Here is a 15,644-nt window from a genome sequence, read left to right on the forward strand (position 1 = left end):
ATTGTGCCTGTCACAACTAAACCTGTCGGATTACGCCTCCGGCTAATCCGACCTACTTGTTTTTTAACTTTCGGGCCTGCACATAGAACGTAGAGGGCAAGGGCCGGGCGGACTTTCCAAAAACGTGGAGCGCCAGGGATGGCGCGACCGAGCCCTACATGGATGTATTTACGGGCGTTTTTTGGAAAGTCCCTCCGGCCCTTGCCCGTTAACCGAACATCAGAAACACTTACTCCCGAAGGAGAAACCCAAGGGAGTAAACGAAAACGGAGCACTTTTGAACGCCAACGATCACAGACAATTTGACCTGCACCCGGTGGACCAGCGTCGGCTGGCGACGCTTTGTGGCCAGTTTGATGAAAACCTGAAGATGATTGAAAAGCGCCTGCATGTGAAAGTCGGCAGGCGGGGGCATCACTTCCGGGTGGAAGGGGAAACCGAGCATGTGGCGGCGGCCGTTGAGGTTATCCGGCATCTGTATCGGGAAACCGAGGCCACGGATGACATTCCGCCGGATACCGTGCATCTGTTTATCCGGGAAACCGGCTTTGAGCGTCTGCCGGAGGACGTGCCCTACGATGGCGCCGTGACGGTGATCAAGACGCCGAAGCTGCAGGCCAAGCCCCGGGGCGCGAACCAGCAGAAGTACGTTCATAACATCCGCACCCACGACATCAACTTCGGGATCGGGCCGGCGGGTACCGGCAAGACCTGGTTGGCGGTGGCCTGTGCCGTTGAGGCCCTAAAAGACGAGCAGGTGAAGCGGATTCTGCTGGTGCGGCCGGCGGTGGAGGCTGGTGAGAAGCTTGGTTTTCTGCCCGGCGACCTGGCTCAGAAGGTGGATCCGTATCTGCGCCCTCTTTACGACGCGCTGTATGAAATGCTCGGATTTGACCAGGTTACCCGTCTGATCGAGAAAAGCGTGATCGAGATTGCGCCGCTGGCGTTCATGCGCGGCCGTACACTGAACAATTCGTTCATCATTCTGGACGAAAGCCAGAACACCACCCGGGAACAGATGAAGATGTTCCTGACCCGGATCGGCTTTGGCTCCACGGCTGTCATTACCGGCGACACCACCCAGGTGGACCTGCCCCGCGGCCAGAATTCCGGATTGATTCATGCGGCTGGTGTTCTAAGCAAGGTGCCAGGCATCGGGTTTACCCGTTTCGAAGCCAAAGACGTGGTGCGCCACCCTTTGGTCCAGCGTATCGTGGAAGCCTACGATTCCTTTGACGATGGGAGTGCGACCGGCCAGTGAGCAGGCTGACTGTGGATTTTCAGCAGGTTTTTGAAGCGCCGGGAATACCTTCGGAGGCGCAGGTTCACAAATGGGCGCAACTGGCGTGGCAGGGCGAGGATCCGTCCGAGGTGACGGTCCGTATTGTCGGGACCGAAGAGAGCCAGGCGCTGAATCACCAGTACCGGGGGCGGGACTATCCGACCAACGTGTTGTCCTTCCCATTTGAGGCGCCAGCCGGTATAACGGTGCCATTGGCCGGAGACTTGGTGATTTGTGCACCGGTTGTCGAGAAAGAGGCCAGGGAGCAGGACAAACCCCTGGACGCCCATTGGGCGCATATGGTGGTGCACGGTATGCTGCACCTTCAGGGTTTTGATCACATTGAAGACGATGATGCCGAGGTCATGGAAGCCCTCGAAATCCGGCTGCTGGCGCAGCTTGGATTTGGCAATCCCTACGAAGCAGAGGAAACGGAACAAGACTCATGAGCGACGATCAGTCGAGTCGCAGTCAGGGCGGCAAGTCCTGGCTGGAACGTATATCACAGGCCTTCTCCAGCGGGCCTGAGTCCGTCGAGGACGTGCTGGAAATCCTGCGGGACGCCGAGTCCCAGAACATCATCGATGTCGATGCCATGAGCATCATCGAAGGTGCCATGCAGGTGATCGACATGCGGGTAGATGAAATCATGATCCCCCGCTCGCAGATGGTCACCGTCAAGGCATCCCAGGAGCCCAAGGAATTCCTGGGTGAAATCATGGATTCTGCACACAGCCGGTTCCCGGTTATCGGGGACAGCCAGGACGACGTGATTGGCGTTCTTCTGGCCAAGGATCTGCTTCCCCTGGCCCTGAACAACGATCTCAACTGGAACCGCATTCGGGAAATCCTGCGCCCGCCCACCTTCGTTCCCGAGAGCAAGCGCCTGAACCAGCTGCTCAAGGAGTTCAAGGAAAACCGAAATCACATGGCCATTGTGGTGGACGAATATGGCGGCACCGCCGGGCTGATTACCATTGAAGACGTGCTTGAACAGATTGTTGGCGAGATCGAAGACGAGCACGACTTTGATGAAGAAACCCACATCAAGGCCCGGGGCGATGGCAGCTACGCCGTGAAAGCAGTAACGCCCATTGATGATTTCAACGAGTTCTTCGAGACCGAAATGGACGAAGAGGAATTCGATACCATTGGTGGCGTGGTTCTCAAGGAATTCGGACACCTGCCCAGACGGGGCGAATCGGTTGAATTCGGCGGTTTGCGCTTTACCATTGCCAACGCCGATAACCGTGTAATCCGTCTGCTGCAGGTAACGCGAAGTGACCAGTGATGCCTCCAACACCAGAGCACTGAAAACCCCGCTGTCTTCCAACGCCTGGTTGGGCGCTGCGGCCCTTGTGGTCGCCGGCGCCCTGCAAACCCTGACCTTTTCACCGTTCAGCCTGTGGTGGCTGGGGCCCGTCTCGGTTTTGCTGATTCTCCTGGTCACGGTTCCCATGGCCTCTGGAAAACTGTTCCGGGCCGGCTGGCTCACTGGCCTGGGCCTGTTCGGCAGCGGCGCAAGCTGGGTCTATATCAGCATCAGCGAACACGGCAACACGGCAATCCCTATTGCCATTCTGTTGACGGTTCTGTTCGTAGCGGGCCTGGCGCTATTCCATGGCCTGGCCTTCTGGTTCTGGGGCAAACTTGCCAAGGACAGCCCGGCCCGGCGGCTTATCCTGTTCCCCGCTATCTGGATCCTTGGTGATTGGCTCCGGGGCTGGCTGCTAACCGGCTTTCCCTGGCTGTACCTGGGCACGGCCCACACAGACGGCCCGCTCGCCGGGCTGGCACCTCTTACCGGCGTGCATGGCATTACTTTCTGGATTACCGCCACCGGTGCTGCACTTTACGGCGGCTGGTGGCTGCTTAAACACCTCAAACCGGTGGCTGCAGGCGTTACCCTCGTTATCGCCCTGATTCCCTGGCTGGTTGCTCCGGCCATGAACCGCCTCGACTGGACGGATCTGAGCGAGGAGCCTACCTCGTTTGCCGCCATGCAGGGCAATATCCCCCAGCAGATCAAGTGGGACCCGGAGTTCCTGAAGGATCAGATAGTCACCTATCTGGGGATGACCGAAGATCACTGGGACACAGACCTGATTCTATGGCCGGAAACGGCCATTCCCATCCCCCAGGATCAGGCTGGCAAGATCATTGATCACATCAATGCTGAATTGGGGGAGAACAGCACCCTGATTACCGGGATACCCTGGTACGGATTCAGTGACCGCATTGAGGATTTCACCTTCCACAACAGCATCATGGCCATCGGCAACGGCGAAGGTATGTACCATAAGCAGAAGCTGGTGCCGTTCGGGGAGTATGTGCCGTTACAAAGTGTGTTGCGGGGCCTGATTGGTTTTTTCGATCTGCCCATGAGCGATTTCAGCCGGGGGCCTGAGTGGCAGGATCCTCTCACCGCCAATGGCATCAACGTGATGCCCTTTATCTGCTACGAGGTCGCCTACCCTGACTTTGTTGCCTTCAACGCCCGCGGCTCGGGCCTGCTGCTCACCATCAGCAACGACGGCTGGTTTGGCGACTCCATTGGCCCGCTGCAGCACTTGCAGATCGCCAGAATGCGGGCTTTGGAGACCGGTCGGTACATGCTCCGCGGCACGAATAATGGTGTTACTGCGATCATCAATCACCGGGGCGAGCTGACCGAGACCATTCCCCAATTCGAGCGCGCCACCCTTACCGGCGAGGTGTTCACCGCCACGGGCAACACCCCCTACATGCAGACAGGCTCCTGGCCGGTCCTGACCCTGGCGGTCATCCTGATCGTATTTGTCCGGGAGCGGATCATTCCTCCTGTTTCGGCCAGCGGCTCGTAACCCGCTCGTAGTAGTGGGAGCCGCAGGCTTCGCAAGGTTCGAGATGGCTGGTGGCTGTCAGACACCGCATGTGCCCACAGTTCAGACACTGGAACATGCCGGCGGTAGCCACTTCCCCTGAGATATACTGGCCCACTTCCTTGTTTTCCAGCTTCTGTTTCAGCTCCAGGAAGTCCACAACCGTTTTGTCAGCCACCGACAAAAGACTGTCCGCCAACTGGTGTTCCAGTAACGCCATATCAAGCTGCAACCATTCACTCAGGCCTTCGCCGGTTTCCTCCACGAAGTGCAGAAGGTGCTCGAGATCCCTCTGGAGGTATTCGCCGAGCAGGGCCGCTTCATCCCTGGTCATTTCCTCGAGCTCGTACTCGAACTCCACTGCCTTCTGGACTTCTTCCTCAAGGTTCTGGAGCGATGTTTCTTCCAGGTCATGGAGGCGCGTTTTTACCCGCTCCAGCATACGGTCGTAAACTTCCAGTGCCTTTCCTGAGAGATGACTTCTTTCTGGTTGTGTCATAACTGCTCCTTGAAATGGACCTCGGTGTTCCAAAAAACAGGCGTTAAATCAAACTATGGGTGTAGGAGTCAGGCTGCGTCAGGTCTTTCCGGGACACGCTGTGAATACATCCATGTACGCTTGACTGCAGCATCCATGCTGCAGACAGTCCCGGAAAGACCTGACACACCCTGCCTCCCGGACATTTAGTGCTCGTCTTCTTGAGGATTGCTCCCAAGGTTCGGGACGGCGGCCGGTGCGGCTTCCTGAGACTGTGAGCAGCATGGATGCTGCGATCAAGCCTACAGGGACGTATTTACGGCGTGTCTCAGGAAGCCGCACCGGCCGCCGTCTCCCACCAATACTGTAAGTCTGGCACAAGAACAGAAAATTGGCAGACTACCTGTAAAGGCTAGTGTGCGTTAGAATGTCCGGCCCGCTCCGGACGTGATTTTGATACAGGCTTTTATTTTTTCCACACAAGGTAATTTCGGTAATGGCAGGAATGGACGAGCAATACAATCCCCGTGACGTAGAACAGAATGCCCGTAATTTCTGGGAAGAGAACAAGACCTTTATGGTCAAGGAAGAGCCGGGCAAACCCAAGTACTACTGCCTGTCCATGTTCCCCTACCCCAGTGGCAAGCTGCACATGGGGCATGTCCGTAACTACACGATCGGCGATGTGATTTCCCGCTACCAGCGCATGCAGGGTAAGAACGTTATGCAGCCCATGGGCTGGGATGCGTTTGGCCTGCCCGCCGAGAATGCTGCCATTGCCAACAAGACCGCTCCTGCCAAGTGGACCTACGCCAATATCGAATATATGAAAAACCAGCTCAAGCAGCTGGGGTTCGGGTACGACTGGGATCGGGAGCTGGCTACCTGCAAGCCGGATTACTATCGCTGGGAACAGTGGTTCTTCGCGCGCCTGTATGAGAAGGGCCTGGTCTACAAGAAGATGTCCACGGTTAACTGGGACCCGGTGGACCAGACGGTTCTGGCCAACGAGCAGGTTGTAGACGGCCGCGGCTGGCGCTCCGGGGCATTGGTTGAACAGAAGAAGATTCCCCAGTGGTTTATCCGCATTACCGATTACGCCGAGGAACTGCTGAACGATCTGGATGAGCTGGAAGACTGGCCCGAGCAGGTCAAGACCATGCAGCGCAACTGGATCGGCAAGTCGGAAGGTACCGAGCTGACTTTTCCACTGAAAGACCGTGATAGTGGCCTGACTGTTTATACTACGCGCCCCGACACCCTGATGGGCGTGAGCTACATGGCCGTGGCCGCAGAGCATCCGCTGGCCAAAGAGGCGGCGGAACGTCATCGCGACGTGGCTGAGTTTGTCGAGGAGTGCCGCAACAGCAAGACCGCGGAGGCCGAGCTGGCCACCATGGAGAAGCGCGGTATCGATACCGGCTTCAAGGCGGTTCATCCGCTGACCCAGGAAGAGATTCCGGTCTGGGTCGCCAACTTCGTGCTGATGGACTACGGTACCGGTGCCCTGATGGCAGTGCCCGGTCACGATGAGCGGGACCATGAGTTTGCCCGCAAGTACAAGCTGCCTATCAAGCAGGTGATTGCCGCCAGCGACGGCCGGGAGATTGATGTCCAGGAGCAGGCCTTCACCGAGAAGGGCATCCTCGTTTCCTCGGGCAAGTACAGCGGTCTGAGCAGCGACGAAGCCTTCGATGAGATTGCGAAATTCCTGGAAGAACACAGCATTGGCAAGCGCACGGTAAACTACCGCCTGCGCGACTGGGGTGTATCCCGCCAGCGCTACTGGGGCGCGCCGATTCCGATGATGACACTGGAAGACGGCACCGAGATGCCGGTGCCCGATGACAAGCTGCCGGTGCGTCTGCCCGAAGACGTGGAAATGGACGGTGTCCAGTCTCCCATCAAGGCCGATCCTGAGTGGTGCAAGACCGAGTTCAACGGCCAGCCGGCGACTCTGGAAACCGACACCTTTGATACGTTTATGGAGTCTTCCTGGTACTACGCCCGGTTCTGCAGTCCCAACTATGATCAGGGCATGCTGGACCCGTCCGCCGCCAACTACTGGCTGCCGGTGGACCAGTATATCGGCGGTATCGAACACGCCATCCTGCACCTGCTGTACGCCCGCTTCTTCCACAAGCTGCTGCGGGACGTGGGCCTGGTCACCAGTTCCGAGCCGTTCAACCGGCTGCTTTGCCAGGGCATGGTCCTGGCGGAGACCTTTTATCGCGACGATGGCAAGGGCGGCAAGGTTTGGATTTCCCCTGCCGACGTCACCGTTGAGCGTGACGAAAAAGGTCAGCCTGTCCGGGCAGTACACAAAGAGGATGGCGAGCCGGTGGTTTCCGGCGGCGTCACCAAGATGTCGAAGTCCAAGAACAATGGCATCGATCCCCAGGCAATTATTGACGAGCACGGTGCCGATACCGTACGCCTGTTCATGATGTTTGCGGCGCCACCCGAACAGTCCCTGGAATGGTCAGACAGTGGTGTCGAAGGTGCACACCGGTTCCTCAAGCGGGTCTGGCGCCTGGTGAACGAGCATGCGGCAGGCGGCCCCGCGTCGGCTGTGGCCGCGGCCGAACTGAACGATGACCAGAAGAACCTGCGTCGCAAGACTCACGAGACCATTGCCAAGGTCAGTGATGATATCAGCCGGCGGCTGACCTTCAACACGGCCATTGCCGCCGTGATGGAGCTGCTCAACGATGTTGGCAAACTCCAGGGTGACGAACCCCAGACCCGGTCGGTCCGTCAGGAGGCTCTGGACACTGCAGTACTCGTGCTGTCGCCGATCGTTCCGCACATCTGCCACACCCTTTGGCAGGCGTTGGGTCATGAAGAGCCAGTCGTCGATGCGGCCTGGCCCGTAGCTGACGAGTCCGCCATGGTTCGCAGCCAGATCCAGGTGGTCCTGCAGGTCAACGGCAAGGTGCGGGCAAAAGAAGACGTGCCCGCCGACATCAGCAAGGCGGACCTGGAAAAGCTTGCGCTGGAAAACGAAAACGTCATGCGCTTCACAGAGGGGGCTACGGTGCGCAAGGTTATCGTGGTTCCCGGCAAACTGGTGAACGTGGTAGCCAACTGATATGTCTCGCCACTCCGCCCTGAGATCCGCAACCCGCCTGGTACCCGCAGCCGTCGTGGCTACGCTTCTGGCGGGTTGCGGGTTCCAGTTGCGGGGCGCTCCGCCGGTTTCTTCGGCCCTGGAGCCTCTGGCGGTGGATTGCTCATCACAGGTGCCCGAGACCCTGTGTCGGTCACTACGGGAACAGCTTGGTCTGGGCAATGTCCGGCTCGCGCCGGTTGCGGACGCCGACTACATTCTGCGGCTCAAGAACTTCGAGCGTGACCGTCGTGCAAGCGCCATCACGGCGCAGGCTGCGGCTGCTGAATATACGCTGCGGCACTCCGTTGAGCTTGAGGTGATCAGCGCAGACCGGGTCCCCATGGTGGCGACAACACGCCTGAACACCAGCGAAAGCTACCGGTACGACGCAACCAACGTTCTGGCAAGACAACGGGAAGAGGAAACCCTGCGCCAGCAAATGGATGATCGTCTGGCACAGCAGGTGATATTCCGGCTGGCACCGCTGACCCCGCAGAGAATCGAGGCCATCCGGAGCGAATACCAGCGTAAACAGGAAGCCGACGCCCCAGCCACAGGTCAGCCATGAAGACCAACCCGGGACAGTTATCCCAGCTTCTGAAAAAGGGCCTTTCGCCGGTCTATCTGATTTCCGGTGATGAACCACTGCTAGTCCAGGAATGCTGTGATCAGGTTCGAAAGGCTGCAAAGGATGCCGGCTTTCACGACCGCCTGACCTTTCACGCCGACCACCAACTGGACTGGAATGCCGTTGGCGAGGAGTTCAGTGCCATGTCGCTGTTCGCCGAAAAACGGCGGATTGAGATCCATCTGCCAACCGGCAAGCTGGGTGATGGCCGCGCAGTGCTGGAACGGGTGCTGGCAGACCCTCCGGAAGACATCATTCTGCTACTGATCAGTGCTCGCCTGGACGCCGCTGAAACCCGCCGGAAATGGTACAAGGAGCTTCAGGGAAAAGGCGTGCATGTGCCGGTGTGGCCGGTCGATGCCGACAAATTCCAGGGCTGGCTCCAGCAGAGGGCCAGCAACCGTGGCCTGAGTCTGACCCGGGGCGCCCTGGCCATTATGAGCGAACGACTTGAGGGTAATCTGCTTGCCGCCAGCCAGGAGCTCGACAGGCTGTCCTTGTTGGCAAACGGCAATACCATTGATGAGGAAACCGTTGAACAGGCGGTCCAGGACAGCTCCCGGTTCAATGGCTTTGAACTGGTAACGGAATTGATCAGTGGCCGGGCACCCCACGCCGGAAAGATGATCACGGTTCTGCAGCAGGAAGGTGAAAACCCGCTGGGCCTGTTGTCCGTCCTCAGTCGCGACCTGAATCTGCTGCTTGAGCTGAAATCGCCGGCCGGCCAGTCGGAAAATCCCGCCGCCTTTCTGAAAAAACGGGGGGTATTCCAGCCTCAACGGGCCCGGGCACTGGAACAGGCCGCACGCCGGCTCAACCGCTCCCAACTGAATGAGGCCATCAGCCTTTGCAGCCAGATTGATCGTGCCGCCAAAGGCTTCGATTCCCTCACCCCCTGGCACTATTTGCGGGATATGTCTGCCCTGCTTGCGGGTCGTTCCTGACCTGAATCAAACTCTGCCCTTCTTGTTCACGCCTGGCCCGCACGGCCTCTTGACAGTTTTTTCCAATCGGGCGCATTGTAAGCACACCAACAATCCAAGGAGGTGCTTGATATGAGTCTTCAAGAAGAGCTCAAAAAGCTGTCGGAAAAGGTAAAACAGTACCGGGATGAAGCGCGCGTTCAGATGCATCTGGCCCGGGAAGACGTTAAAGACGAATGGGATGACCTTGAGCAAGACTGGGATCGATTCAGAAACAAGCTTGATCAGGTTCTGCACGATGCAGAAAATGCCTCCCAGGAAGCCCGCCAAACCGCGCAGAAACTGGGCGAAGACCTGAAAACCGGTTACCAGAACATCCGCAACAAACTGAAGTAAAACTGTTAACCCGTTAACACTACGCCACAAATTTCTACCTCGGAGGCTCCGTGGTTTGGAGCCTCTGTGTCATACTTCACAGTATCAGTGAACAAAGCGTCATAGTTTTGACCCGCTTGATCAAATCCTGACCACTCCTGATCAACAGGGCCCGAATTACCGCGTCGCTTGAGCACACTGCGAGGTATAAAAGGCGTATGAGAAACTTCCTACTGATACCTACAGCACTCTGTCTGTTGCTTACCACCACCCTTGTGATTGGCCAGAATACCCGGTTCAGCGATCCGGAGACCGTCGTTTCCGATCACTTCTGGGGCAACCTCTATGCAAATGGCGGCAACTCCTTCTTCTGCAATACCGCTTTCACCAGCAAAGGTTTCGTGCTGACAGACGGCTACGTCTATCCATTGGCAGATGTGCGCAGCGCACTCGACTGCGGCACCTCACGAGAATGTGAACAGGACAACCGCTACCGTCAGATCGCGTCTGATCTGCATAACATGATACCGGTACGCAGCCGGACCGAGATGGGACGCCGAAATGCCCGTTACGAAGATTTGGGTACGTCGGTCACTGAGGATGACTGTGGCATTCGCCAAAGCGCCCAGTTCTTTGAGCCTCCGGTCCGGGTCAAAGGCGATGTTGCCCGCACCGTTGCGTATATGGTGGACACCTACGACCTGCCCTGGCTGGGCTCATCCGCGGTTTTCAAGGGCTGGAACCGCTTGGACCCGCCGGATGATGGCGAACTCACCCGGCACCGGCGCATTGCTGAAATCCAGGGTAACGAGAACCCCTTCGTCACCAATCCAGAGAGAATGGAGCGACTCTAGGAACCGGAGAGCCAGTCTCGTGACCCGTTAGCCACAAAAAACAGGCCCTCAAGGGGCCTGTTTTTTTATGCCTGATTCTCGGACGGGAATCAGAACTCTTCGGCAGTAAGCGCCATCATGGACTCGCTGCCACTGCGAATACCTTCCGCCAGCGAAACCGTCTTTGGCAACAGACGATCATAGTAGAACCGCGCTGTCTTCAGTTTACCGCTGTAGAAGCCGGAGGTATCCGCTTCAGCCTGGGGTGCAGCGGCTTTGGCAATCTTCGCCCACATGTAACCCAGCGCCGTCAGACCAAAGAGGTCCAGGTAGTCGACAGACGCGGCGCCAATGGCATTCGGATTATCCCCGGCCTGTTTGATCACATGCTCGGTCACATCATCAAGACGCTCAACCGCCGCTGCCAGCGGTTCCAGGAATGGGCGCAGGTTCTCGTCACCGCTGTTCTCTTCCAGGAAGTTCGCCACGTCCTGGGCAAACAGCTCATACAGCTTACCCTGGCTGCCAACCACTTTCCGGCCCATGAGATCCAGCGCCTGGATACCGTTGGTTCCCTCATAGATCTGGGTAATACGGCAGTCCCGGACCAGTTGCTCCTGGCCCCACTCGCGGATGAAACCATGGCCACCGAAAACCTGTTGGCCCATGATGCAGGCGTCCAGGCCGCGATCGGTCAGGAATGCCTTGGCTACCGGGGTCAGCAACGCCACCATGCCCTCAGCGTGCTTGCGGCGTTCATCGTCTTCGGCGTACTTGGAGATGTCCAGCCACTGGGCAACATACGTGGAGAAAGCCCGACCGCCTTCCACATAGCCTTTCATGGTCAGCAGCATGCGGCGTACATCCGGATGCACGAGGATCGGATCGGCGGCCTTCTCAGGCTGCTGTGCGCCGGTGGGCGCGCGGCTCTGGATACGGTCCAGGGCGTATTCCCGGGCACTCTGGAGAGAGGCCTCGGCAGCACCGATTCCCTGAATGCCCACGCCCAGACGCTCGTAGTTCATCATGGTGAACATGGCCGCCAGGCCTTTATTCTCTTCACCAACCAACCAGCCCCTGGCACCATCGAAGTTCATGACACAGGTGGCAGAGCCCTTGATACCCATCTTCTTCTCGATGGAACCGCAGCTGAAGCTGTTGCGCTCACCGAGGGAACCGTCGTCATTCACCAGGAATTTGGGCACGAGGAACAGGGATATGCCTTTCGGGCCCTTGGGCGCATCCGGCAACTTGGCGAGAACCAGGTGGATAATGTTCTCCGCCATATCGTGCTCGCCCCAAGTAATAAAGATCTTGGTACCTGTAACGTTGAAAGAGCCGTCGTCATTGGGTTCGGCCTTGGTGCGGATAATACCAAGATCGGTGCCGGCATGGGGCTCGGTCAGATCCATGGCGCCGGACCAGACGCCGGAATACATGTTGGGCAGGTATTTTTCTTTCAGTTCCTGACTACCGTGGGCGTCCAGGGCGAGACAAGCACCTGCTGTCAGCATGGGAGCCAGGCCGAACGCCATGTTGGCACCCTGCATCATTTCCTCGAACTGGGCCACCAGGGTCTTGGGCATGCCCATGCCACCAAAGTCCGGGTTACCACCGAGGCCGTTCCAGCCGCCTTCAACGATGGTCTGGTAGGCTTCCTTGAAGCCGTCCGGAGAAGTCACCTCACCGTCGTTCCACTTGCAGCCCTGCTCGTCACCCTCGCGGTTCAGGGGCGCCAGCACACCGCTGCTGATCTTGCCGGCTTCTTCCAGAATGGCGTCCGCAGTTTCCGGATCCACATGCTCGGCAACCTTGGGCAGTGAAGCCCAAAGGGCCGGGGCATCGAAAACCTCATTCAGAACGAAACGCATGTCACGTAGGGGTGCCTGATAATCAGCCATCTAAAACTCTCCAAAAATTCTGTCAGTCTGTTCAGGTGGCAATAAGGCCTCTCTTGGGGCCGGTCACACCTGCTCGGGCTATGTGTCCGCTGAAGCTTATTTTTATGGGCGCTTATTCTACCCTAAAAGCGGACCGCAACTCATGAAAAAAGCCCGCCTCCGGGGAGCGCGGGCTTTCTGTCCTCTGGAACCGTCCTTCGGTGCCCGCGCCTTAGATGGCGAAGGCTTCCTCCGGCATGTCCATCAGGCTGTCGGCGCCAGCCAGCATGCTTTCCGCGTGGCCCTTGGCCCGGGGCAGCATACGCTTGAAGTAGAAGCGCGCGGTCTGGATCTTGGCGTTGTAGAACATTTCCTCGGTGGTGCCTTCAACCATCTTATCCAGGGCCACCTTGGCCATCCGCGCCCACAGGTAGGCGAAGACCGCGTAGCCGGAGTACATCAGGTAGTCCACAGAGGCCGCACCGACTTCTTCGCGGTTCTTCATGGCGGACATACCAATCTTGGTAGTCAGCTCACCCCATTCCTTGTTCATGGCCGCCAGCGGCTCGATGAATTCCTTGAGCTGCTCGTCTTCCGCGTTTTCCTTGCAGAACAGATGCACCTGCTTGGTGAAGCCCTTGAGGGATTCGCCCTGGGTCATCAGAACCTTCCGGCCTAGCAGATCCAGCGCCTGAATGCCGGTGGTGCCTTCGTAAATCATGCCGATACGGGCGTCACGGACGTTCTGCTCCATACCCCACTCGGAGATAAAGCCGTGGCCACCGAACACCTGCATGCCCAGGTTGGCGGCCTCGTAACCGATCTCGGTCAGGAAGGCCTTGGCGATTGGCGTCAGGAAGCCCAGGGCCTCGTCGGCGGCGCGACGCTCTTCTTCGGTTTTGCCACTGTGCACGATATCGGCCTGCTGCGCAGTCAGGTATATCAGGGCACGAGCGCCTTCCGCGACGGCTTTCTGGGTCAGCAGCATGCGGCGCACGTCCGGGTGGACGATGATCGGGTCAGCAATGCCTTCCGGATTCTTCGGACCGCTCAGTGAACGCATCGCCAGACGCTCCTTGGCGTAGGCCAATGAACCCTGGAAACCCAGCTCGGCGGCACCCAGACCCTGGATCGCGGTACCGATACGAGCGGTGTTCATGAAGGTGAACATGCAGTTCAGGCCCTTGTTCTCCGGTCCGATCAGCCAGCCCTTGGCGCCGTCGAAGTTCATCACGCAGGTAGCGTTGCCGTGGATACCCATCTTGTGCTCGATGGAACCACAGGAAACGGCGTTACGCTCACCAGCAGAGCCGTCTTCGTTCGGCAGGCACTTGGGCACGATAAACAGGGAGATGCCCTTGGTGCCTTCCGGTGCGCCCGGCAGACGTGCCAGAACGATATGGACGATGTTCTCGGCCATGTCGTGCTCACCGGCAGAGATAAAGATCTTGGTACCGGTGATGGCGTAGGTGCCATCGGCATTCGGCTCGGCCTTGGTGCGGAGGGTGCCAAGATCGGAACCACAGTGCGGCTCGGTCAGACACATGGTGCCGGTCCACTCGCCGCTGATCAGCTTGGTGAGATAAGTCTGCTTCTGCTCTTCGGTACCATGCTCTTCAATGGTGTTGGTGGCGCCGTGGCTCAGGCCCGGGTACATGCCAAAGGACCAGTTGGCGGTACCGACCATCTCACTCATAACCAGACCGAGGGAATGCGGGAGCCCCTGGCCACCGTAGTTGGGATCGGCGGTCATGGACGGCCAGCCGCCTTCTACATACTGCTGGTAGGCTTCCTTGAAGCCAGTCGGTGTTTTTACACCGTCTTCGCTCCAGGTACAGCCTTCCTTGTCACCCACCTGGTTCAGCGGAGACAGAACCTGCTCACAGAACTTGGCACCTTCCCCGATAATGGCATCCACCATATCCGGAGTAGCGTCTTCGGCACCTTCCAGGTTGGCGTAGTGCTGCTCGCTGTTCAGCAGCTCGGTCATTACGAATTTGATGTCACGCAGGGGCGCTTTGTACTCAGGCATGGAATCCACCTCGGTTCTCGGGCTCAGCTGAATCAGGTTTGACAGCTTCTGGCCTTGGGTTTGCTCAGACACCGCAACGCAATGCGCTGCAGCCTTAATTAAACACTTGTTTGAAACATACGTTTACAGGCACAGAATTGTCAATAGCCGGATGCAAAATTTGTGTTGCGAACTGTCACCGGATCACGCGCCATGACAGTGCATGCCGGGCACAAGTGGCCTGTAACCAGAGGACATTTATGGAGCAGAGCAGGACTGTTTCGGGAGGGAGTCAGGCAGACACCGGCTCGAAGGATGAGACGCGGCTATCCTCACCTTCTTGCTCGACGTCTCCCATCGCAGAGACTTCACGATAGGCATCGCTTGCTGCCCGTGGAGAGGACCCGGATTCGGCAGCAAGCTCCGACTGGGCCTGAAGCATGATCTGCATGGCCTGGGCGGCAACGGCCCGATCCTGCCCCGAGGGCTCTGCCGGCGCCATGGCTGCTGCACGTACGATGCGCATCTTTTCGATGGTTGCCTGGGGATCCCCCTGTACGGGGGAAATATCGATGGAGACCTCGCCGCCCACCGCATACTGGGCGCCATCCGGGCCCCGCTGGTAGGTGAACGACATGGCACCGGCATACTGACCACCAACCGCCTGGTGCGCGGCTTCATGGGCACGGACCTCACGGTCCCGGGCTTTCAGCTCGGTCAGTTGCTTTAGCTCTTGCTCCGTTAGCCCCTGCGGGTTTTCGGAGCTCTCGCCACCGGGTTTTGATTCCGGGTTCTCTCTTGCGGACTCTGCTTTTCCTGAAGCCTCAGTGAATCTGGCGCCTGCAGAAGGCGTCTCGGGTTCGGCCGCTGCCGAGCCATTTGTCTGGACTCGCGGTGAAATCTGGCCTTGGAAAGAGGCCCCGGGGGAAAACGGGGGAACAGGAGGGAGAGAGGAAAGCACGGACTCGGCGCCCTTTCAGTGATCAGGCCATGACATCCAGAAGCGTTCCCAGCGTTTCGTCCGCGGTTTTTACCACCTGCGCGGAAGCTTCAACACTGCGCTCGTAGATTTTGAGATCAACAATGGGCTCAATGAGGCTACCCGCACCCTCTGCGGTTCCCTGGGGGCCATCAGTGCCACCACGGGCAATCTTGCGGGCGGCATTTTCCATGCCGACCATGCCATCCTGAATGCCCTGGATTCCAACTGCGAGAGTGTTACTGATCATAACCGCGCTGCCTGATGACCATTAATTGACTT

General features: G+C 58.3%; 14 protein-coding genes. 9 read left to right on the forward strand and 5 right to left on the reverse strand.

The features are described 5' to 3' along the window. The first annotated feature begins 277 nt into the window (after positions 1–277). From QZ534_RS12370 to lnt, 4 genes are read left to right on the forward strand one after another with little or no spacing between them, the layout of a single operon-like run. Positions 278–1,261, forward strand: coding sequence for a PhoH family protein (locus tag QZ534_RS12370; protein ID WP_296934775.1), 984 nt, complete (start codon positions 278–280; stop codon positions 1,259–1,261). Further along, entirely contained in the window at positions 1,258–1,731 is a 474-nt protein-coding gene (ybeY, locus tag QZ534_RS12375; protein ID WP_296934776.1) for an rRNA maturation RNase YbeY, read from the forward strand. Before QZ534_RS12370 ends, ybeY begins: the two co-directional genes overlap by 4 nt. Continuing rightward, entirely contained in the window at positions 1,728–2,573 is an 846-nt protein-coding gene (locus QZ534_RS12380; protein ID WP_064228670.1) for a transporter associated domain-containing protein, read from the forward strand. Before ybeY ends, QZ534_RS12380 begins: the two co-directional genes overlap by 4 nt. Continuing rightward, entirely contained in the window at positions 2,563–4,125 is a 1,563-nt protein-coding gene (gene lnt, locus QZ534_RS12385; protein ID WP_296934777.1) for an apolipoprotein N-acyltransferase, read from the forward strand. Before QZ534_RS12380 ends, lnt begins: the two co-directional genes overlap by 11 nt. Here the strand turns inward: lnt and QZ534_RS12390 are convergent. Next, entirely contained in the window at positions 4,094–4,642 is a 549-nt protein-coding gene (locus QZ534_RS12390; protein WP_069183048.1) for a zinc ribbon-containing protein, read from the reverse strand. The two genes, lnt and QZ534_RS12390, sit on opposite strands and share 32 nt — an antisense overlap. A gap of 484 nt (positions 4,643–5,126) precedes the next feature. Between QZ534_RS12390 and leuS the strand changes: the two genes are divergently transcribed. The 5 genes from leuS to QZ534_RS12415 all read left to right on the forward strand — a co-directional run bounded on the left by leuS (position 5,127) and on the right by QZ534_RS12415 (position 10,513). After that, positions 5,127–7,712: a leucine--tRNA ligase gene (leuS, locus tag QZ534_RS12395; RefSeq protein WP_296934799.1), complete on the forward strand. Its 2,586-nt coding sequence runs from the start codon at positions 5,127–5,129 to the stop codon at positions 7,710–7,712. A 1-nt stretch (position 7,713) separates the two neighbouring features. Next, entirely contained in the window at positions 7,714–8,301 is a 588-nt protein-coding gene (gene lptE / locus QZ534_RS12400; RefSeq protein ID WP_296934778.1) for an LPS assembly lipoprotein LptE, read from the forward strand. After that, complete coding sequence (gene holA, locus QZ534_RS12405) at positions 8,298–9,305, forward strand: DNA polymerase III subunit delta (protein WP_296934779.1); 1,008 nt, start codon at positions 8,298–8,300, stop codon at positions 9,303–9,305. Before lptE ends, holA begins: the two co-directional genes overlap by 4 nt. A gap of 111 nt (positions 9,306–9,416) precedes the next feature. Continuing rightward, on the forward strand, positions 9,417–9,680 hold the full coding sequence (locus QZ534_RS12410; protein ID WP_296934780.1) for a hypothetical protein: 264 nt from the start codon (positions 9,417–9,419) through the stop codon (positions 9,678–9,680). A gap of 197 nt (positions 9,681–9,877) precedes the next feature. Further along, complete coding sequence (locus tag QZ534_RS12415) at positions 9,878–10,513, forward strand: endonuclease (RefSeq protein WP_296934781.1); 636 nt, start codon at positions 9,878–9,880, stop codon at positions 10,511–10,513. Between the two features lie 89 nt (positions 10,514–10,602). Here QZ534_RS12415 and QZ534_RS12420 read toward each other — a convergent pair whose 3' ends face one another. From QZ534_RS12420 to QZ534_RS12435, 4 genes are all read right to left on the reverse strand, one after another. After that, positions 10,603–12,393 carry an acyl-CoA dehydrogenase C-terminal domain-containing protein gene (locus QZ534_RS12420; protein WP_296934782.1) on the reverse strand — a complete coding sequence of 597 codons (1,791 nt, stop codon included), beginning with the start codon at positions 12,391–12,393 and terminating at the stop codon, positions 10,603–10,605. A 211-nt stretch (positions 12,394–12,604) separates the two neighbouring features. Continuing rightward, complete coding sequence (locus QZ534_RS12425) at positions 12,605–14,404, reverse strand: acyl-CoA dehydrogenase C-terminal domain-containing protein (RefSeq protein ID WP_296934783.1); 1,800 nt, start codon at positions 14,402–14,404, stop codon at positions 12,605–12,607. A gap of 271 nt (positions 14,405–14,675) precedes the next feature. Then, positions 14,676–15,344, reverse strand: coding sequence for a putative metalloprotease CJM1_0395 family protein (locus QZ534_RS12430; RefSeq protein WP_296934784.1), 669 nt, complete (start codon positions 15,342–15,344; stop codon positions 14,676–14,678). Positions 15,345–15,366: 22 nt separating this feature from the next. Then, the gene (locus QZ534_RS12435; RefSeq protein WP_296934785.1) at positions 15,367–15,612 is read right to left on the reverse strand and encodes a flagellar basal body rod C-terminal domain-containing protein; all 246 of its coding nucleotides are present in this window, start codon (positions 15,610–15,612) and stop codon (positions 15,367–15,369) included. Positions 15,613–15,644: the final 32 nt, after the last annotated feature.

This window comes from uncultured Marinobacter sp., from assembly GCF_913055835.1.
Classification (GTDB): Bacteria; Pseudomonadota; Gammaproteobacteria; order Pseudomonadales; family Oleiphilaceae; genus Marinobacter.